This is a genomic window from Streptomyces sp. NPDC042102, assembly GCF_055582305.1.
Map to the genome: position 1 here is coordinate 68,435 of NZ_JBVJDL010000010.1, position 22,938 is coordinate 91,372.

Annotated in this window: 24 protein-coding genes, 1 tRNA gene and 1 pseudogene; 19 read left to right on the top strand and 7 right to left on the bottom strand. The window is 72.5% G+C overall.

The window, feature by feature from the left end; genetic code table 11:
• Positions 1-20: 20 nt before the first annotated feature.
• The gene (locus ACZ6KO_RS29055) at positions 21-1,544 is read right to left on the bottom strand and encodes a helix-turn-helix domain-containing protein (RefSeq protein ID WP_469306978.1); all 1,524 of its coding nucleotides are present in this window, start codon (positions 1,542-1,544) and stop codon (positions 21-23) included.
• A 244-nt stretch (positions 1,545-1,788) separates the two neighbouring features.
• Here ACZ6KO_RS29055 and ACZ6KO_RS29060 point away from each other — a divergent pair, with 244 nt between their 5' ends.
• The 3 genes from ACZ6KO_RS29060 to ACZ6KO_RS29070 all read left to right on the top strand — a co-directional run bounded on the left by ACZ6KO_RS29060 (position 1,789) and on the right by ACZ6KO_RS29070 (position 5,980).
• The gene (locus ACZ6KO_RS29060; protein WP_469306979.1) at positions 1,789-2,619 is read left to right on the top strand and encodes an FAD binding domain-containing protein; all 831 of its coding nucleotides are present in this window, start codon (positions 1,789-1,791) and stop codon (positions 2,617-2,619) included.
• On the top strand, positions 2,616-5,387 hold the full coding sequence (locus tag ACZ6KO_RS29065) for a molybdopterin-dependent oxidoreductase (protein ID WP_469306980.1): 2,772 nt from the start codon (positions 2,616-2,618) through the stop codon (positions 5,385-5,387). Before ACZ6KO_RS29060 ends, ACZ6KO_RS29065 begins: the two co-directional genes overlap by 4 nt.
• Before the next feature lie 83 nt (positions 5,388-5,470).
• The gene (locus ACZ6KO_RS29070) at positions 5,471-5,980 is read left to right on the top strand and encodes a molybdopterin-dependent oxidoreductase (RefSeq protein ID WP_469306981.1); all 510 of its coding nucleotides are present in this window, start codon (positions 5,471-5,473) and stop codon (positions 5,978-5,980) included.
• Here ACZ6KO_RS29070 and ACZ6KO_RS29075 read toward each other — a convergent pair.
• Both ACZ6KO_RS29075 and ACZ6KO_RS29080 read right to left on the bottom strand, forming a co-directional pair.
• A complete protein-coding gene (locus ACZ6KO_RS29075; RefSeq protein WP_469306982.1) occupies positions 5,946-6,365 on the bottom strand; it encodes a TOBE domain-containing protein in 420 nt (139 codons plus the stop codon). The two genes, ACZ6KO_RS29070 and ACZ6KO_RS29075, sit on opposite strands and share 35 nt — an antisense overlap.
• Positions 6,366-6,532: 167 nt before the next feature.
• Complete coding sequence (locus ACZ6KO_RS29080) at positions 6,533-7,000, bottom strand: DUF2000 family protein (protein WP_469307070.1); 468 nt, start codon at positions 6,998-7,000, stop codon at positions 6,533-6,535.
• Between the two features lie 49 nt (positions 7,001-7,049).
• Between ACZ6KO_RS29080 and ACZ6KO_RS29085 the strand changes: the two genes are divergently transcribed.
• Positions 7,050-7,892, top strand: coding sequence for a helix-turn-helix transcriptional regulator (locus ACZ6KO_RS29085; protein WP_469306983.1), 843 nt, complete (start codon positions 7,050-7,052; stop codon positions 7,890-7,892).
• On the opposite strand, the gene ACZ6KO_RS29090 is transcribed toward ACZ6KO_RS29085, so the two are convergent.
• Positions 7,849-8,670, bottom strand: coding sequence for a VOC family protein (locus ACZ6KO_RS29090; protein ID WP_469306984.1), 822 nt, complete (start codon positions 8,668-8,670; stop codon positions 7,849-7,851). The two genes, ACZ6KO_RS29085 and ACZ6KO_RS29090, sit on opposite strands and share 44 nt — an antisense overlap.
• A gap of 87 nt (positions 8,671-8,757) precedes the next feature.
• Between ACZ6KO_RS29090 and ACZ6KO_RS29095 the strand changes: the two genes are divergently transcribed.
• A complete protein-coding gene (locus ACZ6KO_RS29095) occupies positions 8,758-9,348 on the top strand; it encodes an HhH-GPD-type base excision DNA repair protein (protein WP_469306985.1) in 591 nt (196 codons plus the stop codon).
• A 96-nt stretch (positions 9,349-9,444) separates the two neighbouring features.
• Positions 9,445-9,930 carry a cupin domain-containing protein gene (locus tag ACZ6KO_RS29100; RefSeq protein ID WP_469306986.1) on the top strand — a complete coding sequence of 162 codons (486 nt, stop codon included), beginning with the start codon at positions 9,445-9,447 and terminating at the stop codon, positions 9,928-9,930.
• Here ACZ6KO_RS29100 and opcA read toward each other — a convergent pair.
• On the bottom strand, positions 9,879-10,811 hold the full coding sequence (gene opcA, locus ACZ6KO_RS29105) for a glucose-6-phosphate dehydrogenase assembly protein OpcA (RefSeq protein ID WP_469306987.1): 933 nt from the start codon (positions 10,809-10,811) through the stop codon (positions 9,879-9,881). The genes ACZ6KO_RS29100 and opcA overlap by 52 nt on opposite strands.
• Positions 10,812-10,910: 99 nt before the next feature.
• Positions 10,911-12,479 carry a helicase HerA-like domain-containing protein gene (locus ACZ6KO_RS29110; protein ID WP_469306988.1) on the bottom strand — a complete coding sequence of 523 codons (1,569 nt, stop codon included), beginning with the start codon at positions 12,477-12,479 and terminating at the stop codon, positions 10,911-10,913.
• A gap of 88 nt (positions 12,480-12,567) precedes the next feature.
• Between ACZ6KO_RS29110 and ACZ6KO_RS29115 the strand changes: the two genes are divergently transcribed.
• Together ACZ6KO_RS29115 and ACZ6KO_RS29120 are read left to right on the top strand one after the other, a co-directional pair.
• Positions 12,568-12,864, top strand: a complete 297-nt coding sequence (locus ACZ6KO_RS29115; RefSeq protein ID WP_003955420.1) for a type II toxin-antitoxin system VapB family antitoxin — start codon at positions 12,568-12,570, stop codon at positions 12,862-12,864.
• Positions 12,865-12,979: 115 nt separating this feature from the next.
• Positions 12,980-13,621 carry a LytR C-terminal domain-containing protein gene (locus ACZ6KO_RS29120; RefSeq protein ID WP_469306989.1) on the top strand — a complete coding sequence of 214 codons (642 nt, stop codon included), beginning with the start codon at positions 12,980-12,982 and terminating at the stop codon, positions 13,619-13,621.
• Positions 13,622-13,690: 69 nt separating this feature from the next.
• On the opposite strand, the gene upp is transcribed toward ACZ6KO_RS29120, so the two are convergent.
• Complete coding sequence (gene upp, locus ACZ6KO_RS29125) at positions 13,691-14,326, bottom strand: uracil phosphoribosyltransferase (protein WP_401444492.1); 636 nt, start codon at positions 14,324-14,326, stop codon at positions 13,691-13,693.
• Positions 14,327-14,478: 152 nt separating this feature from the next.
• Here upp and ACZ6KO_RS29130 point away from each other — a divergent pair, with 152 nt between their 5' ends.
• The 11 genes and pseudogenes from ACZ6KO_RS29130 to ACZ6KO_RS29180 all read left to right on the top strand — a co-directional run.
• A complete protein-coding gene (locus ACZ6KO_RS29130; RefSeq protein WP_469306990.1) occupies positions 14,479-15,471 on the top strand; it encodes a universal stress protein in 993 nt (330 codons plus the stop codon).
• A gap of 110 nt (positions 15,472-15,581) precedes the next feature.
• Entirely contained in the window at positions 15,582-15,767 is a 186-nt protein-coding gene (locus ACZ6KO_RS29135; protein ID WP_469306991.1) for a hypothetical protein, read from the top strand.
• A 247-nt stretch (positions 15,768-16,014) separates the two neighbouring features.
• On the top strand, positions 16,015-16,563 hold the full coding sequence (locus ACZ6KO_RS29140) for a tRNA adenosine deaminase-associated protein (protein ID WP_469307071.1): 549 nt from the start codon (positions 16,015-16,017) through the stop codon (positions 16,561-16,563).
• 77 nt (positions 16,564-16,640) lie between these two features.
• Positions 16,641-17,069 carry a tRNA adenosine(34) deaminase TadA gene (tadA, locus tag ACZ6KO_RS29145; protein WP_469307072.1) on the top strand — a complete coding sequence of 143 codons (429 nt, stop codon included), beginning with the start codon at positions 16,641-16,643 and terminating at the stop codon, positions 17,067-17,069.
• A 65-nt stretch (positions 17,070-17,134) separates the two neighbouring features.
• Positions 17,135-17,221 (top strand) — tRNA-Ser (locus ACZ6KO_RS29150).
• A gap of 133 nt (positions 17,222-17,354) precedes the next feature.
• On the top strand, positions 17,355-17,648 hold the full coding sequence (locus ACZ6KO_RS29155) for a hypothetical protein (RefSeq protein WP_469306992.1): 294 nt from the start codon (positions 17,355-17,357) through the stop codon (positions 17,646-17,648).
• A 377-nt stretch (positions 17,649-18,025) separates the two neighbouring features.
• Positions 18,026-18,187, top strand: coding sequence for a hypothetical protein (locus ACZ6KO_RS29160; protein ID WP_469306993.1), 162 nt, complete (start codon positions 18,026-18,028; stop codon positions 18,185-18,187).
• A 230-nt stretch (positions 18,188-18,417) separates the two neighbouring features.
• Positions 18,418-19,260 carry an RNA polymerase sigma factor SigF gene (locus ACZ6KO_RS29165; RefSeq protein ID WP_469306994.1) on the top strand — a complete coding sequence of 281 codons (843 nt, stop codon included), beginning with the start codon at positions 18,418-18,420 and terminating at the stop codon, positions 19,258-19,260.
• Positions 19,261-19,481: 221 nt separating this feature from the next.
• Positions 19,482-20,321, top strand: a complete 840-nt coding sequence (locus ACZ6KO_RS29170; protein WP_401444507.1) for an RNA polymerase sigma factor SigF — start codon at positions 19,482-19,484, stop codon at positions 20,319-20,321.
• A 46-nt stretch (positions 20,322-20,367) separates the two neighbouring features.
• Positions 20,368-21,180, top strand: coding sequence for a hypothetical protein (locus ACZ6KO_RS29175; RefSeq protein ID WP_469306995.1), 813 nt, complete (start codon positions 20,368-20,370; stop codon positions 21,178-21,180).
• 173 nt (positions 21,181-21,353) lie between these two features.
• Positions 21,354-22,925, top strand: a pseudogene (locus tag ACZ6KO_RS29180) (MDR family MFS transporter); the annotation flags it as partial.
• Positions 22,926-22,938 lie beyond the last annotated feature (13 nt).

Sequence of the window (22,938 nt, forward strand, 5' to 3'; positions counted from 1 at the left end):
CCCCGGCAGCGCGCCGGGGGTCACAGGCAGCGCAGCGCCGCGTACAGGTCCAGCTTGTGGTCCAGGCGGGAGAGGTCACGGCCCGTCAGGGACTCCACGCGCTCGATCCGGTAGTGGACCGTGTTCACGTGCAGGTGCAGTGCCTCGGCCGTACGGGTCCAGGAGCAGTTGTTCGCCAGGAACACCTCCAGCGTCTCGCGCAGCATCCCGTCCCCGAGCGCTCCCAGCACCCGGGTCCGGTACACCGTGCGCACCTCGGCCGGCACCCCCGCCAGCAGCTCCGCCAGGGTGCCCAGTTCCGCCACCTCCCGTACGGGTGCCCGCTCGTCGGTCGCGGCGCGGGCGAACAGGGCCCGGGTGAGCGCCGCCCGCAGCCCGGCGGGGCCGGCCGCCGGGCCGCCGATGCCCACCCGCAGGTCGGCCTCCGGCCGGCAGGCCCGCAGCAGCGGCCACAGCGCGCGCAGCCCGGCGCCGAGCCGCGCCTCCGGTACGCCGCCGCGGTCGCCCGCACAGTCGCCGGCATCGCCCACGGAGCCGCCGGCATCACCCGCGTCGCCCGCGAGGGCCACGACCGCCACCGTCTCCCCGACGGCCGCGGCGGTCACGTCCGTCCCCGCGGCCTCCGCGTGCCGCAGCGCCTCCACCAGCGCGTCCCCCGAGGTCGCCGCCAGCACCAGGTACCGTCCGGCCGCCGGCAGGCCGGCCGCGACCAGGGCCTCCTCCAGGACGCCCGGTTCCACCGCGGGCGCCTCCAGCAGGCCGGCCAGCCGTTCCCCGGCCGCCCGCGCCGCCGCCGCCCGCCGCGCCTGCCCGTCCCGGTACTGCGCCAAGACCTCGGCGATCTCGTGCAGGACCCGCGGCGGCGCCGCGTCCGCGTCCGGCACGTGCAGCTGCCACGCGTCGTACGGGGAGCTCTCGGCCTCGATCCGCAGCGTCAGCCCGGTCAGCACGCCCGCCGCCCGCTGCGCCGGGATCGCGGGCGCCGACGGGGTACGGGCCACCGTGCGGCCGCTCGTGGTCAGCAGGTAGCAGGGCACCCGGCCCAGGTGCGCGCACGCCCGGTCCAGCAGTTCGGCCGGGCCGGCGTCGTCCTCCAGCAGCCGGCTGAGCTCGCTGCGCACGTTCTCCGGCAGCGCGAAGAGCCGGGTCGGGCGGCGGCTCAGGTCGCCCCACTGCCGCAGGTAGACCGCCTCGGTCACCGCGCGGAAGCTGGTCCGTGCCGGCACCGCGATCACCGGCACCCGGTACGCGCGGCAGGCCGCGACGAGCTCCTGCGGGACCCGCCCGTGGGTCTCCTCGCCTGCCAGCAGCGCGGTGGCCCCGGCGTCGGCGAGCGCCGCGACGAACCGGTCCGCCTTCGCCAGGTCGCCGTCCGTCCACCACACCAGCCCGCTGAGCACGATCTCCCCGGGGCCCAGGAACCGGCGCGGGTCCTCCAGGTCGGTGGCGGTGACCCCGCTGACCTCCTGGCCGAGAAGGGACGGTTCGCCCCACAGCAGGGTGAGGCCCAGGCTCTCGGTCTGGAGCAGGTCGAGGACGTGCATGGCGGGGACTCCTTGCGGTGGGTGGCGGCCCGGCAGCCCGGGGCAGGGCCGCGATCACGCCCACATTCGCGAGGCGGATGCGAGATGTTCCATCGTAAATGCAAGGCGAACCGGCTGGGCAGGGTCTTGGATGATCCACCAGGGGCGGCTGCCGCGCGCCGGGGCTTTTCCGTGTCCGGGACCAGTCGATCCGCCCCGGCCCCCGTTGCTTCACTGGCCGTACCCGACCGAGGAAGTGGCGGAAATGGATCTCAACACGGTGCTCGACGTGCGCGATGCGCGCCGCCGTGAGCCCTGGCGGCCCGGCGATGCCTACCTCGGCGGCGGCACGTACCTCTTCTCCGAGCCGCAGCCCCGCATACGCCGTCTGATCGACCTCTCCCGGATGGGCTGGGCGCCCCTGTCCTGGCAGGACGACGGCTCCCTCGACATCGCCGCGACCTGCACCATCACCGAGCTCTCGCGCTTCGGCCGGAGCCTGTCCGCCCTCGCCGCCCCGCTGTTCGAGCAGTGCTGCCGCGCCTTCCTCGCCTCGTTCAAGATCTGGAACATGGCGACGGTCGGCGGGAACCTCTGCAACGGTCTGCCCGCCGGGCCGGTCATCTCGCTGACCGCCGCCCTCGACGGCGTCTGCCTGCTGCTGGGCCAGGACGGCGGCACCCGGCGCGTGCCCGTCACCGACTTCATCCGCGGCGCCGGCGTCAAGGACCTGCGCGAGGGCGACCTGCTGCGCTCGGTCACCCTGCCCGCCCGCGCGCTGGGCTGCCGTACCGCCTTCCGGCAGGCGTCCCTGTACGGACTCGGCCGCTCCGGCGCGCTGGTCATCGGCACCTCCGACCCGCAGGACGGCTCCTTCGCCCTCACGGTCACGGCCGCCACCACCCGCCCGTTCCGCTTCTGGTTCCCGCTGCCGCCGACCGCGGCCGAGCTGCGCGACGCCATCGACACCACCGTCCCGGCCGCGGACTGGTTCGACGACATCCACGGCCTCCCCGCCTGGCGCCGCCACATGGCGCTGCGCCTGGCCGAGGAGATCCGCCGCGAACTCACCCTCACCCAGGAGGCCGCGCGATGAGCTACGAGATCGAGATCAACCGGCAGCGCTTCGACACCGAGCCGCGCCCCGGCCAGTGCCTGCGCACCTACCTGCGCGACCGCGGCTGGTTCGGTGTGAAGAAGGGCTGCGACCAGGGCGACTGCGGGGCCTGCACCGTCCACGTCGACGGCAGCCCGGTGCACAGCTGCCTCTACCCCGCCGTACGGGCCGGCGGCCGCAGCGTGACCACGGTCGAGGGCCTGGCCCGCCCGGACGGCGAACTGCACCCCGTCCAGCAGAAGTTCCTCCAGGCCCAGGGCTTCCAGTGCGGCTTCTGCACGGCCGGGTTCCTGATGACCACCGCCGCCCTGGAGGCCGAGCGGGGCACCGCCCACGACGACGGCAAGCTGGCGGACCTGCCGCGCGCCTTCAAGGGCAACATCTGCCGCTGCACGGGCTACCGCGCCATCGAGGACGCCGTCCGCGGCGTCCAGCACGTCGAACGCCCCTGCGCCGGCGAGGCCGTGGGCCGCAGCCTGGGCGCGCCGGCCGGCCCCCAGGTCGTCACCGGCACCGCCCGCTACACCTTCGACGTCGAGGTCCCGGGGCTGCTGCACATGAAGCTGCTGCGCTCCCCGCACCCGCACGCCCGGATCGTGGGCATCGACACCTCCGAGGCCCTGGCCGTGCCCGGCGTGCACGCCGTCCTCACCCACGAGGACGCCCCGGACGTGCTGTACTCCTCCGCCCGCCACGAACACCCCACCGAGGACCCCGACGACACCCGGGTCCTGGACAGCGTCGTGCGGTACGTCGGCCAGCGCGTCGCCGCCGTCGTCGCCGACACCGAGGGCGCGGCCGAGGAGGGCTGCCGCCGGATCCGGGTCACGTACGAGGAACTGCCGTACGTCATCGACCCCGAGGAGGCGATGGCCGAGGGCGCGCCCGTCATCCACGCCGGAAAGGGTCCCGAGTCGCGGATCGCGCGGGTCGGGAACAACGTGGCCGGCGAGGTGCACGGCGAGATCGGCTGCGTCGCCGACGGCTTCGCCGAGGCCTCGGTGATCCACGAGGAGACGTACCGCACCCAGCGCGTGCAGCACGCCAGCCTGGAGACGCACGGCTGCGTGGCCTACTTCGAGCCGAAGGAGGACGGCACGGGGGAACGGATCACCGTCCGGTCCTCCACCCAGACCCCGTTCCTGACCCGCCGCGCGCTGTGCGCCCTGTACGGCCTGCCCGAGGACGAGGTCCGCGTGGTCGCGGGCCGGGTGGGCGGCGGGTTCGGCGGCAAGCAGGAGATGCTGACCGAGGACATCGTGGTCCTGGCCGCGCTCAAGCTGCGGCGGCCGGTGAAGCTGGAGTACACCCGCGCCGAGCAGTTCTACGGCGCGACCACCCGCCACCCGTTCACGATCACCATCAAGCTGGGAGCCCGCGCCGACGGCACCCTGACGGCGATTCAGATGCGGGTGGTCTCCAACACCGGCGCGTACGGCAACCACGGCCCGGCCGTGATGTTCCACAGCGTCGGCGAGTCCTTCGCCGTCTACCGGGCCCCGCACAAGAAGGTCGACGCCTTCTCCGTCTACACCAACGCCGTGCCGGCGGGTGCCTTCCGCGGGTACGGCCTGGGCCAGGTCACCTTCGCCGTCGAGTCCGCCATGGACGAGACGGCCCGGCAGCTGGGGATGGACCCGCTGGTGTTCCGGGAGAGGAACATCATCGGCGCGGGCGAGCCCCTGGAGACCCCGATCGGGCACGAGGAGGACCTGTTCATCGCCTCCTACGGCCTGGCGCAGTGCCTGGCGGTGGTCCGCAGGGCCATCGAGGAGGACACCAGCGCCGAGCAGGTCCCGCCGGGCTGGCTCACCGGCCAGGGCACCGCCATGTCGATGATCGCCACCGGCCCGCCCGGGGGCCACTACGCGGACGCGACCGTCAGTCTGATGTCGGACGGCACGTACGACATCGCGGTCGGCACCGCCGAGTTCGGCAACGGCACCACGACCGTCCACAAACAGATCACGGCGGGCGCGCTGGCCACGACCGCCGACCGGATCGCGATCCGCCAGTCCGACACCGACGTCGTACGGCACGACACCGGCGCGTTCGGCTCGGCGGGCACCGTGGTCGCGGGCAAGGCGGTGCTGCTGGCGGCGACCTCGCTGGCGGAGCGCCTGAAGACGTTCGCCGCCCGGCACACGGGCGTGGCCCGCCACCTGTGCACGCTCGGCGCCGAGGCCTTCGACTGCGCGGGCCGGGTCGTCACGCTCAAGGAGCTGTACGAGGCCGCCCACGCGTCGGGCCGCGCCGCCGAGATCAGCGCGGAGGGGCACTGGGGCGGCAGCCCGCGCTCGGTGGCCTTCAACGCGCAGTGGTTCCGGGTGGCCGTCGACCCCGGCACGGGAGAGATGAAGATCCTGCGCAGTGTGCACGCGGCGGACGCGGGCAAGGTCATGAACCCGATGCAGTGCCTGGGGCAGGTCGAGGGCGGTGTCGCGCAGGCGCTGGGGGCCACGCTCTTCGAGACCGTACGCGTCGACGAGCGCGGCGAGGTCACGACGGCGGCCTTCCGCCGCTACCGGCTGCCGCAGTACGCCGACGTCCCGCGCACCGAGGTGCACTTCATGGAGACGTCGGACGCGATCGGGCCGCTGGGCGCGAAGTCGATGAGCGAGAGCCCCTTCAACCCGGTGGCGCCGGCGTTCGCGAACGCGCTGCGGGACGCGACGGGCGTGCGGTTCACGGAGCTGCCGGTGACCCGGGACGTGGTCTGGCAGAAGATGCAAGCCGACGTGTCGTAACGCTCACACATCTGCCAGCCACATCGTGAGATGTGGCTGGCAGATACGTTTCCGGCCGGGAGGTGTCCGGGCATGCCCTGGTCATGGCCACACTGATGCTGCACGGCGACCTCGACCACCCGGCCTCGCTCAGCGTCGCCGACCTGCGGGAATGGCGGTGCCACCGGGCCGCGGTGACGTTCGACTGCGCGACGAACGGGCCGCAGGAGCACGTCTTCGAGGGCCCGCTGCTGCGCGAGGTGGTGGCGGACGCGGGCCCGGCCTTCGACGCCCGCCGCCGCAAGGACCGCTCGCGGTTCCTGCTGGCGGTGACCGGGGCGGACGGCCACCACACCGTGCTGTCGTGGGCGGAGCTGGACGCCGACTTCGGCGGCAGCCCGGTCCTGCTGGCCACCCGGCTCGACGGGGCGGACCTCGACGAGGCGGGCAGCCAGCTGGTGGTGCCGTCCGACCGCTGCGGGGCGCGCTACATCAGCGCGGTCACGCACGTCTGGTTCGGCGCGCTGGCGGCGCCGGCGCGGGAGCCGGAGAGCGCCCCGGCCCGCACGCCCTACGCCGTCACGCGGACCGGAGGGACACCTCGGTCGACTTGATCAGGGCGACGACCGAGGACCCGGCGGTCAGGCCGAGCGCCTCGACGGCGTCCTTGGTGATGGCGGCGGTCAGCCCGCCGCCGTTCACGTCCACCTTGACCGAAGCCATCGCGCCGCCGGCGGCCACGTCGACGACGGTGCCGGCGATCTGGTTGCGGATCGACAGCCCCTCGACGGGCCCGGTGGCCAGCGCCACCTCGGTGGCCTTGACCAGCGCGGTCACGGCGGAACCGGAGGTGATGCCGAGCTCCTTGACGGCGTCGGCGGTGATGGCGGCGGTGATGTCCTGACCGCCCTCCAGACGGACCTTGACGGTCGCCATGGCCTCACCGGTCGTCACACCCGTGACGGTGCCGGGGATCTGGTTGCGGATGCTCAGGCTCATGCAGGTCAACCTCTTACGTAGATCTCGGCACGGCCCGGACACGGACCGCACGGGACCGAACGTAATCCGCTTTCCGGCGGCGCGTGTTCGACCCGTCGCATCCGCCACCCGCTGTCCCCCGACCGGCTGGCCCCTGCGGCCGGATTGACCTGACCGGCCCCGGAACGTCACGGGTGCATCCGCGCCCCCTTGAGCACTTTGTCCACCGCGTTGCGCGGCCCGTACACGGCCAGCCCCACCAGGTCCAGGGAGTCCCGGCCCACGGCGGCGACCGCCGCCCGGTTGTCCCGGTCGTTGCCCGTGGTGAAGAGCTCCGACGTGAAGACCGACAGGGGCAGCGACCGGGCCAGGGCGCGGGTGTGGGCCGCGGTCAGCGTCTCCTCGGTGCCTTCGAAGACCAGGACGGGCTGGCGGAACATCGGCAGGTACGCGGTGCCGTCCGCGTCCGCGTACGGGGCGCCGATCACCTCGGGTTCCGCCGCCCCGAGGCCGCTGACCAGGAACGCGGTCACGTTCAGCCGCTGCCACGTCTCCAGGTCCGCGCGCAGCAGGACGGCGATCTTGGTGTCGAAACGGACGGGGGCGGCGTCCGCGGGGGCGTGCGGCGCGATGCCGGCGGTGGTGTCGGTGTTCATGATCCGAGACTGCCGGTCCGGCCCGGCGGCGGTCTTGTACATTCCTTGCATGGTGGACGGGCAGCAGGTTTCCGCGTGGCGCCCGCCCGTCCCCGGGGTCGTGGAGGTCTTCCACGCCCACTTCACCGAGCACGCCTACCCGATGCACGTCCACGACGTGTGGACCCTGCTCATCGTCGACGACGGCGCGATCCGCTACGACCTCGACCGCCACCGGCGCGGCACACCCGGCGACACGGTGTCCCTGCTCCCGCCGCAGGTGCCGCACAACGGCTCGCCCGCCACCGCGTCCGGCTTCCGCAAACGGGTCCTCTACCTCGACCTGACCCAGCTGGACGAGACGTTCATCGGCCCGGCGGTGGACGGCCCTGACCTCCTCGACCCGCTCCTGCGCCGGCGCGTGGCACAGCTGCACACCGCGCTGGCGGCCCCCGGTGACGAACTGGAGGCGCAGAGCCGCCTCGCCCTGGTCCGCGAGCGCCTGCGCACCCGGCTGCGGCCCCGGGTGCTCCCGCCCGGCCCCCGGGTCCCCGACCGCGGTGTGGCCCACGACCTGCGCGAACTCCTCGACGCCCGGCTGGTCCGGGGGGTGACCCTGGACGAGGCCGCCACACTGCTGCACGCCCATCCCACGCACCTGGTACGGGCGTTCAGCGCGGCGTTCGGCATCGCCCCGCACCAGTACCTGATGGCCCGCCGGGTCGAGCGCGCCCGCCGCCTGCTGCTCGACGGGCAACCGCCCGGCCAGGTGGCGGCCACAGCCGGTTTCTACGACCAGTCGCACCTGGCCCGCCACTTCAAGCGCCTCGTGGGCACCACACCGGGCCGCTTCGCCCGCCCGCCCGGGATCAGGCGGGCGTCGTCGGGGGCACCTCGCCCGTCGTCCGGCTGAGGTCGATGACCGCGAACGCCGCTCCCTGCTGGTCGGTGAGGGCGGCGAACCGCCCGAACGGGCTGTCCATCGGGCCGAAGTGCAGCGTGCCGCCGTGCCCCCGCGCCTTGGCGACGGCGTCGTCGCAGTCGGGGACGGCGAAGTAGATCTGGACGTACGCCGGCAGGTCCGGCGGGAAGTCGTCGTCCATCTTCATCCGGCCCAGGACCGGGTGCTCGGGGCCGCCGAGACTGAAGATCTTGAAGTCCATCGCGGACGGCCCGCCCTCGTCACCCGCCTCCATCCGCTCCACCCGGTAGGGGAAGACCCGCTTGAGGAAGTCGTCGGCCCTGTCCGGCTCGCGGGTGAAGATCTCGGCCCAGCAGTACGCGCCGTTCTCGCCCATCTTCTCGAAGCCCTTGTGCTCGCCCGGCTGCCAGACCCCGAACACCGCACCGCTGGGCTCCTTGGCGATGGCCATCGAGCCGAAGGGACCGACCTGCATCGGCTCCATCAGGAGCGCCCCGCCCGCCTCCTTGATCTTCTCGGCGGTCCGGTTCACGTCGTCCGACGCGAAGTACAGGCACCAGGCGGACGGCGCCTGCTCCGCGCCCGGCATGGGAGGGACGACGGCGGCGACGGCCTTGCCGCCGGAGTAGGCCTGCGTGTAGTCGCCGTACTCGGTGGACGCCTCACCGAAGGTCCAGCCCAGCACGTCCCCGTAGAAGGTCTTCGCCCCTTCGACGTCCTTGAACATGGCGTCCGCCCAGCAGGGCGCGCCTTCCGCGAAATCTGTCATGGTATGACTCACTCCTTCCCACTCCTCACGCTAGGCGCGCGGTGTGCCGGGCGCGCGGGGAACGCGGTGGCGCGGCAGGCTGGGTGCATGGAACACACGATGCGGCTGGCCCAGGATCCGGAGGCGGACGCGCTGCTCGGGCGCAGCCCGCTGGCGCTGCTGGTGGGAATGCTGCTGGACCAGCAGGTGCCGATGGAATGGGCGTTCTCGGGGCCGTGGACCATCGCGCGCCGGATGGACTCCGACGACCTCGACGCGCACGCCATCGCGGCGTACGACCCGGAGGCCTTCGCGGCGCTGCTCTCGCAGAAGCCGGCCGTGCACCGCTACCCGGGGGCGATGGCCAAGCGGGTGCAGCAGCTGTGCGCATACCTGGTGGAGCACTACGGAGGGGACGCCTCCGCGCTGTGGAGCGAGGTGGGGACCGGCGCCGAACTGCTGGCGCGGCTCAAGGCCCTGCCGGGGTTCGGCGAGCAGAAGGCGAAGATCTTCCTGGCCCTGCTGGGCAAGCAGTGGGACGTGCGCCCCACGGGCTGGCGGGAGGCCGCGGGCGCGTACGGCGAGGCCGGCGCCCACCGCTCGGCGGCGGACATCACCGGCCCGGAGTCCCTGGCCCGGGTACGGGCGTACAAGCAGGAGGCGAAGGCGGCGGCCAAGGCCGCGAAGCGGGGCGGGTAGCCCGGGAACGGACGTCCCGCGCAGCTGAATTGACCGGGAAAGCTGCCATGAAAATGACTTCTGAAACCGGTCGATCATCGCCATAGGATGGGGGACATGAAGACGAACGAGAGCGCGCACCTCACCCGGAACGCCACCGCCGAGACCATCTCCGACGCCCCCGGCAGCCTGATCACCCTGCTCGCCGACCAGGCCGGACTGACCTGCAACACCGCCACCTTCGAGGAGGGCGCGGCCGGGGCGCCGGTGCACTTCCACACCCGGGCCACCGAGTTCTTCTTCGTCGTCGACGGGCAGCTGGACGTGCTGGTGGACGACGAGGTCACCACGCTCGGCAAGGGCGACTTCCTCGCCGTACCGCCCGGCGTGAAGCACGCCTTCGCGCCCGCCGCGGGCCACACCGCCCAGGTGTTCGTCGGGTTCGCGCCCGGCATGGAGCGCTTCGACTACTACCGGCTGCTGGGCCGGGTGAACGCGGGCGAGGCCACCGTCCAGGACATCAAGGACTCCTCACCCGTCTACGACAACCACTACGCCGAGAGCGCCGTCTGGAGCGGCCGCCGGCGCAGCGCCGAGCCGTAGATCACGTCCGCGTCGAGCCGGCGCAGCTCCTCCGCGATCAGCTCCGCGTTCGTACGGATCTTCAGCGCGACGGGCCGGTCCGGCCGGCCCGGCACGGAGAGCGTCGCGACCGCCCCCGCCGGGCGGTCGATACGGATCTCCCCGTCCGCGGTCTCCAGCCGGACCCGCGTGATCACCGGACCCTGCGTGGCGACCCGCTCCACCGGTACCCCGAGCCGGTCCTCCAGCCAGCGGGCGAGCAGCTCGGCACTCGGGTTCCCGGCCTCGCTCTCCACCCCGGCCCCCGTCACCGGGAGCCCGCTCTGGTCCAGGGCCGCCGCCAGCAGCGCCCGCCAGGGCGTCAGCCGCGTCCACGCCAGGTCGGTGTCACCGGGCGTGTAGGCGGCGGACCGCTCGTCCAGCACGGCGACCGGGTCGGGCGCGGACTGCGCGTCCGTGATGCGGCGCTGGGCCAGCGCGCCCAGCTCGTCGTGGGCCGGCCGGTCCGGCGCGTCGGCCGGCCACCAGGCGACCACCGGCGCGTCCGGGGCCAGCAGCGGCAACACCACCGAACCCGTGTGACCGGTCAGCTCCCCGTGCAGGCGCAGGATCACGATCTCGCCGGTCCCGGCGTCCGACCCCACGCGCAGCTCCGCGTCCAGCCGCGTCTCGCGCAGCGTGTGCGGACCGCGCGAGGTCCGCTTGATGACGACGATGATCCGGCACGGGTGCTCGCGCGCGGCCTCGGTCGCCGCCCGCACCGCGTCGTACGCGTTCTCCTCGTCGGTGGCCACGATCAGGGTCAGCACCAGCCCCGTGGTGTGACTGCCGACGGCGCGGCGGGCGGCGAGGAGCGCCCGGTCGATCTTGCTGGACGTGGTGTCGGTGAGTTCGGTCCGCATGGCATGAGTCTGTCAGCCGATGGCCTGACGGGGGACGGTGGTTGCCTGGATTTCCCCTCGATCCCGGTCCCGCGTCCGCCTCGTCCCTCTCATCGCCGCCTACCTCCGCCGCCGCGCCGTACCGAAGACCGACCGGGAGATCTCCCGGCCGAGCTGGGTGCCGATCGAGCGGGCCAGGGAGCGGAACAGCCCGCTGCCCACGACCTGTTCGGCCAGCGACTGGTCCTTCGGGGCCGCCTTCGCCGTCCGCGCCTCCGCCCTCGCCTGCTTCTCCGCCTCGGCCTCGGCCGCCGCCTGCTCCGCCGCCGCCTCCGCGGCCGCCTGCTCGGCGCTGATCTTCTCGTACGCCGACTCCCGGTCGACCGCCTGCGCGTACCGCCCGTACAGCAGTGAGGACTTCACCGCCGTCTCCAGCGCCACCGCGTCGATCGGGCCCATCAGCGAGCCCGGCGCGCGCAGCCGGGTCGCCGCGACCGGCGTCGGCGCGCCGTTCTCGCTCAGCACCGTCACGACGGCCTCGCCGGTGCCCAGTCGGGTCAGCAGCTCCTCCAGGTCGTAGTCCGAACGGGGGAAGGTCCGCACCGTCGCCTTCAGCGCCTTCGCGTCGTCCGGGGTGAAGGCGCGCAGCGCGTGCTGGACCCGGTTGCCGAGCTGCGCGAGCACGTCCGCCGGCACGTCCTTCGGGGTCTGCGTGACGAAGAAGACGCCGATGCCCTTGGACCGGATCAGCCGCACCGTCTGCGTGATCGCCTCCAGGAACGCCTTCGACGCGTCGTTGAAGAGCAGGTGCGCCTCGTCGAAGAAGAAGACGAGCTTGGGCCGCTCCAGATCGCCGACCTCCGGCAGGCCGGTGTAGAGGTCGGCCAGCAGCCACATCAGGAAGGTGGAGAAGAGCTGCGGCTTGTCCTGTACGGCGGGCAGTTCCAGTACGGAGACCAGTCCGCGCCCGTCCGGCGCGGTCCGCAGGAATTCGCTGGTGTCGAACTCCGGCTCGCCGAAGAATTCCCCGGCGCCCTGCTGCTCGAATGCGGTGAGCGCGCGCAGAATGACGCCCGCCGTGACCGTCGACAGCCCGCCGATTCCCTTCAGCTCCGCCTTTCCCCGGTCGGAGACGAGAAAGGCGACGACCGCCCGCAGGTCCTTGAGGTCGATCAGCTCCAGGCCCTTGGAATCGGCGTAGTGGAAGATGAGCCCGAGCGACTGCTCCTGCGTCTGGTTGAGCTGGAGCACCTTCGACATCAGCACCGGCCCGAAACTCGTCACCGTCGCCCGCAGCGGAATACCGGGCCCGATGCCGCCCAGCGCGTAGAACTCCGCGGGGAATCCGGCGGGCTCCCACTCCTGGCCCACCTCCCGGGCCCGGCCGCCGACCTTGTCGTTCGCCGCGCCCGGCGCCGAGATGCCGGAGACGTCGCCTTTGATGTCCGCGAGGAACACCGGCACGCCGGCTCCCGACAGCTGCTCGGCGACGAGCTGGAGGGTCTTGGTCTTTCCGGTGCCGGTCGCGCCCGCGACCAGTCCGTGCCGGTTGAGCATCGACAGCGGGATGCGGATCTGCCGGTCCGGCAAGCAGGTTCCGTCCCACAGCAGCGCCCCCAGGTCGAGCGCGGGGCCGGTGAAGGCGTACCCGGCGGCGATCTCGTCGGCCGCGGCGGTGCTGTCGCTCATCTCTCACTCCCGGAATAGACCTGTTTGTCACCTTTCCATCAACACCACGAGGCTGCGCCCGCAGGCACGGGACCGGTAGGCTTTCCGTGTGATCTTCAAGCGCATCGGAAACGGGCGGCCGTACCCCGACCACGGCCGGGAAAGCACCCGGCAGTGGGCGGACGTCGCGCCGCGCCCGGTCCGGCTCGACCAGCTGGTGACGACCAAGGGCCAGCTGGACCTCGAGACGCTGCTCGCGGAGGACTCGACCTTCTACGGCGACCTCTTCGCCCACGTCGTGAAATGGCAGGGCGACCTCTACCTGGAGGACGGGCTGCACCGCGCCGTGCGCGCGGCCCTGCAGCAGCGCCAGGTGCTGCACGCCCGCGTCCTCGAACTGGGCTGATCGGCCGGCCGGTCAAAACAGCTGATCAAGGGCCGGTTGCGCCTTTCGGGTCAGGCTTGCCCGATCAGCAGATCATTTAGTAGGCATCGTCACCGGGCCGCACTACGCTGCGCCCATGAGCATGCTCACTCCCCCCGGCATGGGCGGAAAGTACCGCGTCACGGGAGCCGCGTACCCGCGCATGAGCCGCCGCCGCAGTCGTCGCCGCCTGGTGTTCACCGCCCTCGGTTCGGTCCTGGTCCTCGCCCTGCTCGGCTATGGAACCTTGCAGCTCATCGACGTTTTCGGCGGTGACAAGGACAAGCGCGACGCCGTCGCGACCAAGAACTGCGGCACCAAGGGCAGGCCGGCCTCGGCCAGCACCGCCGCGCAGCCGCCGGTGCAGCTCCCCCAGCCCGGCACGATCACCGTCAACGTCTACAACGCGACCCCGCGCTCGGGGCTCGCCAAGGCCGTCGGCGACGAGCTCAAGAAACGCGGCTTCACCGTCGCCAACGTGGGCAACGCCCCCGCGGACTTCGACAAGAAGGTGCCCGGCACCGGGATACTGCTGGGCTCCCCCAAGACCGACAAGGCCGCCTACTCCGTGCTCGCCACGCACCTGGCCGGCACCACCCAGCAGGCCGACGCCCGCGAGGGCGCGGACATCGACCTGATCCTGGGTGACGCGTTCAAGGAGCTCAGCACGGTGCAGGAGGCGGAGAAGGCGCTGGCCGCCCTGACCAGCCCGCAGCCCCTGCCCGCGGCCACCTGCTGAACCGGTGGCCGCGCGGCGGCTGACGGCGCGTGAAGGCGTGACGGCGCCTGACGGGGGTACGGCTCGGGCCTACTCGGCCGAGCCGTACATGCGGTCGCCCGCGTCGCCCAGGCCCGGCACGATGTAGCCGTGCTCGTTGAGGCGCTCGTCGACCGCCGCCGTGACGACGGTCACCGGCGTGCCCGCCAGCTCGCGCTCCATGACCTCGACGCCCTCGGGGGCGGCCAGCAGCACCACGGCCGTCACGTCGTCGGCGCCGCGCTTGATCAGCTCCTGGATCGCCGCGACCAGCGTGCCGCCGGTGGCCAGCATCGGGTCGACGACGTAGACCTGGCGGCCGGAGAGGTCCTCGGGCATGCGCGTGGCGTACGTGGAGGCCTCCAGGGTCTCCTCGTTGCGGACCATGCCCAGGAAGCCCACCTCGGCGGTCGGCAGCAGCCGCACCATGCCGTCGAGCATGCCCAGACCCGCGCGCAGGATCGGTACGACCAGCGGGCGCGGGTGGGAGAGCTTCACACCGGTCGTCGGGGCGACCGGCGTCTCGATGTCGGCCTGCTCGGTGCGGACGTCGCGGGTGGCCTCGTACGCGAGCAGGGTCACCAGCTCGTCGGCCAGCCGGCGGAAGGTGGGGGAGTCCGTGCGCTTGTCGCGCAGGGTGGTCAGTTTGTGCGCCACCAGGGGGTGATCGACGACCTGCAAACGCACAACATCCTCCAAGGCTCAGCTTCAGGGTTTTGACCTGCGACAACGGACGCAAGACGCGACCCGCGCCCAAAAGGCTACGCGGTACGGGCCACGCACGCGGCAACCCCGGGCGCGCGGCTGCGGGAAGCCGTCGCCGATGCCACCCTGGAACCATGATCGATGGACCTGTCGTGGCGGCGGTCGACGGATCGGACCACAGCCTGAAGGCGCTGGAATGGGCCGTGGCGGCCGCCGGACGGCACCACGCGGAACTCGTCGTCGCCCACGTCCTTCCCGATCACGTCCAGTTGTACGCCGGCCGCCGCGAGGCGCTGGGCGGCGCCACCGAGCCGCCGGACCCCATCCGCGCCCTGGTGCCCGAGGGCGCCCGGTACCGGGCGCTGGAGGGCTCGGTCCCCGTCGCGCTGCGCGGCGCGGCCGAGGGCGCGGGGATGCTGGTCATGGGCTCGCGCGGCCGCGGCGGCTTCGCCAGCCTGCTGCTGGGCTCCACCAGCCGGGCGGTGTCGACGACCGCCGCCTGCCCCGTGGTGGTCGTCCCGCACGACGCCCGCACGGAGGGACACGGCGGGGCCGATCCGGGCGCCGGCCCGGCGGCCGACCGCGACGCCGACGCCACGGCCGCCCACGACACCGACGCCGACGCCGCGGCCGACGCCGACCGGGTCGTGCTCGGACTGCACGCCGCCGAGACCGCCGACGAGGTGATCGCGTTCGCCTTCGCGGAGGCCGCGGCGCGCCGCGCCGCCGGCCGGCCGGCCTCCCTGCGGGTGGTCTCCGCGTACGCCGTCCCGCCCTCGCCGCTGCTGCTGATCGACGCCCCCTTCGGCGTCGTACCGCCCGAGGCGCTGCCCGACGTCCTCGCCGACACGGACCGGGCGCCGGCCGAGCGGGAGATGCTGCGGACCCAGGGCGAACGGCTGGCGCCGTACCGCACGCGGTACCCGGACCTCCCCGTGGACCAGGTCGCCTCACCCGGTGACGCGGCCGGGCTGCTCGTGCAGGCCGGCGCGCACAGCGCCCTGGTGGTCGTCGGCCGGCACCACCGGCGGCTGGGACGTGCGTTGCTGATGGGGTCGGTGGCCAACGCCGTCCTGACCCACACCCCCTGCGCGGTGGCCGTCGTACCAGCTCAGGAAGGTGAATGACGCGAGCCGGAGGGGTGGCATCAAGTGACCGTGAGGGGGGAAGGTGGGGAGCGGGGGGACTGCTTCGCGACGCGGAGGAGGACGAGCGGACCAGCCTGGGACGGTGGCCGATGCCCGACGACCAGCCGACAGCGGAAGACGACTCGGCGGAAACGGCGGCGCAGCGCAGAGCGCGGCGCGCGCAGTTCCTGCGCGACCTGAACGAGGCCCGCGAGCTGCGCGACCGGGTCCAGCCCCGACGCGCCCGTGCGGCCCGGATGCGCCAGCAGATGCGGATGCGTACCTTCCGCTGGTGACGGATGCCGTGCGCGGGCCCCTCCGAGGGCCTCTCCGAGGGCCCCCGAGCAGCACCCGTTCAGCCAGCGCGGCGCACGGCGCGGCACGACGCAAGCGCGGAAGACCTCTCGCAAAGCCGCTGTTTCTGCCACGATGCCGATGGGGAGGGGCTTGAGCGGCCAGCAGCACAGCCGTTCCACCCCCCACCCCAACCTCCGGCCGGGGGGACCTCCAACCGGCACGCCTATGACCAGTGGGAGAGTCACGGTGTACTTCGCCGCACTGCTCGCGCGCACCGAAGACGGGTGGGAAGCGAGCGACATGGAACTCGACGGAGTCGAGTCGCTGACGGATCTGACCGATCTCGCCCGTGCCGCCGCTGTCGAAGACGACACGGTGGTCGCCCTCATCGAGCAGGAGGACGCCTGGTTCGGCGTCGTCCGCGTGGACGGCGAGGAGGACCCGCGGATCTTCGTCTCGAACGCGGTCCTGGCCTCGCGCAGCTCCTACGGCTCGATGCTGACCGACGAGCTGCTGGGCAGCGACGACGAGGAGGACAACGAACTCGACGAGCTCGACCTGGACGGCACCGAGGACGGCGAGGAGGACGCGGTCGCGGCGTTCGCCGACGCCGCTGACGAGGACGACGAGGGCGCGGGCGGGGCCGAGCCGGTGCCGTCGGGGCCGCTCGGCGACGCCCGGCTGCTGGACGACCTCGGAGTGAACCACCGGGAGCTGCTGGCCCTGGACGGGGACGCCCTCGCGGAGATCGCCGACGCCCTCGGCGCCACCGAGGTCCTGGAGGCCGTCCGCTAGTGATCGCCACGCACGACCCCGGGCGCGTACCCGGGACCGTACGGACGGATCCCGTGCGCGACCCGTGGCAGGAGGCCATGCGCCGGGCGCTGGCGGAGGCGGCCCGGGCGGTGCCGGCCGGCGACGTACCGGTCGGCGCCGTCCTGCTCGGCCCGGCCGGCGACGTCCTGTCGACCGGGTACAACGAGCGCGAGGCGACCGGTGATCCGACGGCGCACGCCGAAGTGCTGGCCGTCCGGCGGGCGGCGGCCGCCCTCGGCGAATGGCGGCTTCCGGGGTGCACCCTCGTGGTCACCCTGGAGCCGTGCGTGATGTGCGCGGGGGTGCTCGTGCAGTCGCGCCTCGCCCGGGTGGTCTACGGGGCGCGCGACGAGAAGGCGGGCGCCGCCGGTTCGCTGTGGGACCTCGTACGGGACCGCAGGCTCAACCACCGGCCCGAGGTGATCCAGGGCGTGCTGGAGGAGGAGTGCGCCCGGCAGCTGACCGAGTTCTTCCGCGCGCTGTGACGGATCGCGTGCCGTGACGGATACGGATTTCAGAGCACGGGCATCTGTGGGCTAAGCTCTCTCTCGGTAGCGTGTCCGAGCGGCCGAAGGAGCACGCCTCGAAAGCGTGTGAGGGGGCAACTCCTCCGTGGGTTCAAATCCCACCGCTACCGCTCTGATCGAGAGCCCCGCCCCGCAAGGGTCGGGGCTCTCGGCGTTTGCGGCGTATGCGGGGGCCGCCGCAGCGGCTACTCCGATCAGAACTCGCGCCGTGACCGCCCCGGGCGCAGGCCCGTTGAGCACGGCATGACCAAGACCCAGCGCCTGCTGGCCGCCGTCGCCCTCGCGGGTGCCGCCGCCGGCTTCGCCGCCCCCGCCGCCTCCGCCGCCGTCCTGCCGCAGGGCCCGCTGACCCTGCCCGACCTGCCGTCGGCCGCGCCGGGGATGCCCGAGGGCGCGACGCCCGGCTCGGTGCAGGAGATCGGCGCCAAGCTGAACGAACTGAACCAGCTCAACCAGCTGACGGCGCTGCCGGACCACCTCGCGCCGGTGATCGCCCCGGTCGAGCCGGTGCTGGGCCTGGCGGGCGCCGTCCAGTAACCACGGCCACCGGGTCCGTCCCGGACACGGCGAAGGCCCCGACCGAGGTCGGGGCCTTCGTCCACCCGGGACGGGGGAAGCGGCAACGGGGGGACAAGCCGCTTCCCCCGGGGAGGACGGGACCGTCCGGTCCGGCCGCATTCAGGGGGGAAGCATGCGGCCGGACCCCGCAGTGAGGCCCTGTCCCTGCGCCCTCCGGTTTCCTGCCAGAACCGGTGGGCTCGTCATCAATTCTGCTCTCCCCGCAACCGGGGCGGCCCCGGCGAAGGGCCCCTCGTGCCGGGTCATTGGTCCATAAAGGACAGGTGAGAGCCACCGGCCGACCGGCTAGACTCACGCGAGTTTGCACGTACCGGCAGGGGAGGCCGAAAGCGCTCGTGGACACCAAGAAGATCGTCGTGGGCGCGCTCGTCGTGTTCGTGCTCTTCACGATCATCACCCAGCCGGTCAAAGCAGCGGAGATCGTCCAAATTGGCTTCCAGGGCATCTCGGATGCCGCCAACGGAATCGGCGAGTTCATGACCGAACTGGTGCGCTGAACCCGTACGCCGAAGCGGTTCCACGCCTTTCCGGCCCCCTGCTCCGAGGAGCGGGGGGCCTTCTGTGTATCAGGCGCGCCCACCACGGCCCGGCCTCCCTCGGACCACCCTCGTCAAATGTCCAACTTGCCCTCAACACGGCGATATACGGTGCTTGCACACAGTGCACATCTCTTGTGATGCTATGACCGCTTTTAATGAATGCATTGACATGAAGGGGTGGCGTGACCGTGCCGGCCAGTACTGCGCCTCAGGTGCCACCCCAGCAGGATCCCCAGAACGACCCCGCACCCGCCGCCCGGCCCCAGAACCGGGGCGCGGACACCCGGGCGCTCACCCAGGTCCTCTTCGCCCGCCTCAAGGGCCTGGAACCGGGCAGCGGCGAGCACGCGCGGGTGCGGGGGGCGCTGATCGAGGCCAACCTCCCGCTCGTACGCTACGCGGCCGCCCGCTTCCGCAGCCGCAACGAGCCGATGGAGGACGTGGTCCAGGTCGGCACCATCGGCCTCATCAACGCGATCGACCGGTTCGACCCGGACCGCGGGGTGCAGTTCCCGACCTTCGCCATGCCGACGGTGGTGGGCGAGATCAAGCGGTACTTCCGCGACAACGTCCGCACCGTCCACGTACCGCGCCGGCTGCACGAGCTGTGGGTCCAGGTCAACGCGGCCACCGAGGACCTCACCACGCTGCACGGGCGCACGCCCACCACCCCGGAGATCGCCGAACGGCTGCGGATCACCGAGGAGGAGGTGCTCTCCTGCATCGAGGCCGGCCGGTCCTACCACGCGACCTCGCTGGAGGCCGCCCAGGAGGGCGACGGACTGCCCGGCCTGCTCGACCGGCTCGGGTACGAGGATCCGGCGCTGGCCGGGGTCGAACACCGCGACCTCGTGCGCCATCTGCTCGTACAACTGCCCGAGCGCGAACAGCGGATCCTGCTGCTGCGCTACTACAGCAATCTGACGCAGTCGCAGATCAGCGCGGAGCTCGGGGTGTCCCAGATGCACGTCTCCCGGCTGCTCGCCCGGAGCTTCGCCCGGCTCCGGTCCGCAAACAGGATCGAGGCGTAACCGGATCGGGTGGAGATCGCTCCCCGCGTTTCCCGACAGATCAGGCTCATTCCGGTCTGTCGCTGGAGTTATATGTCGACTTGGCGCTACAGCGCGTTGCCGACATGTGACATTCTGCTGGAACCGCGTTTGCCGCAGCCCCGCCTCCGGTATTCAGGTGGAGGCTGCGTTCCTCCGACGGGCGCGCCGTACGCGACCGTCCGCGACCTCAAGGGGGTGGCATGTCCGAAGACCAGGGCAGCTCCAAGGTGCTCACGCTCGAGAAGAGCGAGGCGCCGGCTGTGGCCGACCGCTCGGAAGCCATCGACACCCGCACCCTCTCCCGCTCCCTCTTCCAGCGTCTCGCCGCCCTGGACGCGGACAGCCCCGAACGGGCGTATGTACGCGACACCCTGATCGAGCTGAACCTGCCGCTGGTGCGCTACGCGGCGGCCCGGTTCCGCAGCCGCAACGAGCCGATGGAGGACATCGTCCAGGTCGGCACGATCGGCCTGATCAAGGCGATCGACCGGTTCGACTGCGAACGCGGCGTGGAGTTCCCGACGTTCGCGATGCCGACCGTCGTGGGCGAGATCAAACGATTCTTTCGCGACACGTCCTGGTCGGTGCGGGTCCCGCGGCGGCTCCAGGAACTACGGCTGGCGCTGACCAAGGCGAGCGACGAGCTGGCGCAGAAGCTCGACCGCTCCCCGACCGTGCCCGAACTCGCGGCCGTGCTCGGGGTGTCGGAGGAGGAGGTCGTGGACGGCCTCGCCGTCGGCAACGCGTACACCGCCTCCTCGCTCGACTCGCCCTCCCCGGAGGACGAGGGCGGCGAGGGCTCGCTCGCGGACCGGCTCGGCTACGAGGACAGCGCCCTGGAGGGCGTCGAGTACCGGGAGTCGCTCAAGCCGCTGCTCGCCAAACTCCCGCCCCGGGAACGGCAGATCATCATGCTGCGATTTTTCGCCAACATGACGCAGTCGCAGATCGGCGAGGAGGTCGGCATCTCGCAGATGCACGTCTCGCGGCTGCTGACGCGCACGCTGGCGCAGCTGCGGCAGGGGCTCATCGGCGAGTAGCCGCCATCCCCTGGTGATTTGACGCAGCGTCAGGAACACTGGCGCGATGCGAAAGGGATCGCTCACGCTGCTCGCCCTGTGCGCGGCCGCCGCCCTGACGTCCGGATGCGGCGGCCCCGCGCGGGACGGCTACGTGGCCGTGGGCGCCGCGGCGGCGGGCCCGGAGCGGGGCGCGGGCGAGCTCGTGCCGCCGAAGGGCGCGGTGGAGCTCCAGCCGCTGCCGCCGGGGCCGTCGGCGGCCGGAGCCGCCGGCTCCGCACCCGGCGGCACGGCGAGCGCGTCGACGACACCCGTGGCAGGCACGGCCGAGACCCCTGGCGCTCCCGGTTCCGGCGGCGCCGCCGGCGCTTCCGGTTCCGGCGGCCCTTCCGGATCCGCCAGCACTTCCGGCGCCTCCGGCACTCCCGTCCCGCCCGGCGCGCCCGTCCCGCCCGGCGCCTCCGGCGGTCCCGGTGCTCCGCAGCCCCCCGGCGGTACGCCGCCCTCCGATACGCCGTCCACGGGCGGCCCGGGTACGCCGTCCAGGCCGCCCGGTACGACGCCCCCCGCCACCCCGGCCGCACTGCTGCTGAGCAACCCGACCCGGGCGGCAGCGGCCGAGCGCTGGTGCGAGCAGGTCACGGTGACCTTCGCCAACACGGGCGGCACGGCGGCCCGTTCGGGCACGGTGACCTTCTCCACCCACATCATCGGCGCCCTCGGCGTGGACTGGGCCACGGTCACCACGACCCAGCCACTGCCCGCCCCGATCGCGGGCCTGTCGGCGAAGACGCACGTCTACACGGTGTGCGTGGAGGCCTGGCGGGTCCCCTTGGGCATGCACGTCGAGACCCAGAAGGTCACCGCCACCTGGAGCTGAGGGCCGCCGGCGCCCGGCGGGAGGCCGGGGCTGCACGGTTTTCCGATTCCTTTACCGCCCAAACGTCCCGATTCGTTTGCCTGTAGCAACCACCCACTCCTATGGTTGCCCTAAGCAACAAGATGGGGAGGGCTTCCGTGCCGGCCACCACGACCACGTCCGACGGCGCACCCATGACACACCCGCAGATCATGAAGGCGCTGTCGGGGCTCATGCTCGGCATGTTCGTGGCGATCCTGTCCTCGACGATCGTCTCCAACGCGCTGCCGCAGATCATCAGCGAGCTCGGCGGCACCCAGTCCTCCTACACGTGGGTGGTCACCGCCGCCCTGCTGTCGATGACCGCCGCGACACCGCTGTGGGGCAAGCTGGCCGACCTCTTCAGCAAGAAGCTCCTGGTCCAGATAGCCCTCGTCATCTACGTCCTCGGTTCGGTCGTGGCGGGCATGTCCCAGAACACCGGCACGCTCATCGCCTGCCGCGTCGTCCAGGGCATCGGCGTCGGCGGCCTCTCCGCGCTGGCGCAGATCGTGATGGCCGCGATGATCTCCCCGCGCGAGCGCGGCCGCTACAGCGGCTACCTCGGTGCCGTGTTCGCCGTCGCCACCGTCGGCGGCCCGCTGCTGGGCGGTGTCATCACCGACACCGCGTGGCTGGGCTGGCGCTGGTGCTTCTACGTCGGCGTGCCGTTCGCCGTCATCGCGCTGATCGTGCTCCAGCGCACGCTGAAGCTCCCCGTCGTACGCCGGGACGTCAAGGTCGACTGGCTGGGCGCCTTCCTGATCAGCGCCGCGGTCTCGCTGCTGCTGATCTGGGTCACCCAGGCCGGCGACTCCTACGACTGGGTCTCCTGGCAGACGTACGCGATGGTCGGCGGCGCGGTGGTGCTCGGCGTGCTGTTCGTGCTCGCCGAGGCGCGGGCGAGCGACCCGATCATCCCGCTGCGGCTGTTCCGCAACCCGACCATCAGCCTGGCCTCGGCCGCCTCGCTCTTCGTGGGCATCGCGATGTTCTCGGGCACGGTGTTCTTCAGCCAGTTCTTCCAGCTGGCCCGGGGCGAGTCCCCGACCATGTCCGGAATCCTCACCATCCCGATGATCGGCGGACTCTTCGTCTCCTCCACCGTCTCCGGGCAGGTCATCACCAGGACCGGCAGGTGGAAGGCGTGGCTGGTCTCCGGCGGTGTGCTGCTGACGGCGGGCCTGGGCCTGCTCGGCACCCTGCGCCACGACACCCCGTACGGGAGGATCGCCCTCTTCATGGCGCTGACCGGTCTCGGCCTCGGCATGATGATGCAGAACCTCGTCCTCGCCACCCAGAACCAGGTGGCCCCCGAGGACCTGGGCGCGGCCAGTTCGGTGGTCACCTTCTTCCGTTCGCTCGGCGGCGCGATGGGCGTCTCCGCGCTCGGCGCACTGATGGCGCACCAGGTCACCGGCTACGTCACGGACGGCCTGGCCGCGCTCGGCCCGAAGGCCGCCGCACTGGACCACGGCGGCACCGGCGGCGGGGCCATCCCGGACCTCGGCGCGCTGCCGGCGCCGGTGCGCGAGGTCATCGAGTCGGCGTACGGGCACGGCGTCGGCGACGTCTTCCTCTGCGCCGCCCCCTTCGCGCTGCTGTCCCTGCTGATCGTGGTGTTCATCAAGGAGGTCGCCCTGCAGTCGAAGCCGATGGCGGGGGCCCCGGCCGCCTCCCCGGCCGCCTCCTCGGCGGACGAGGACCGGACCACCGCGACCCCGGCCACCGCGGACCGGT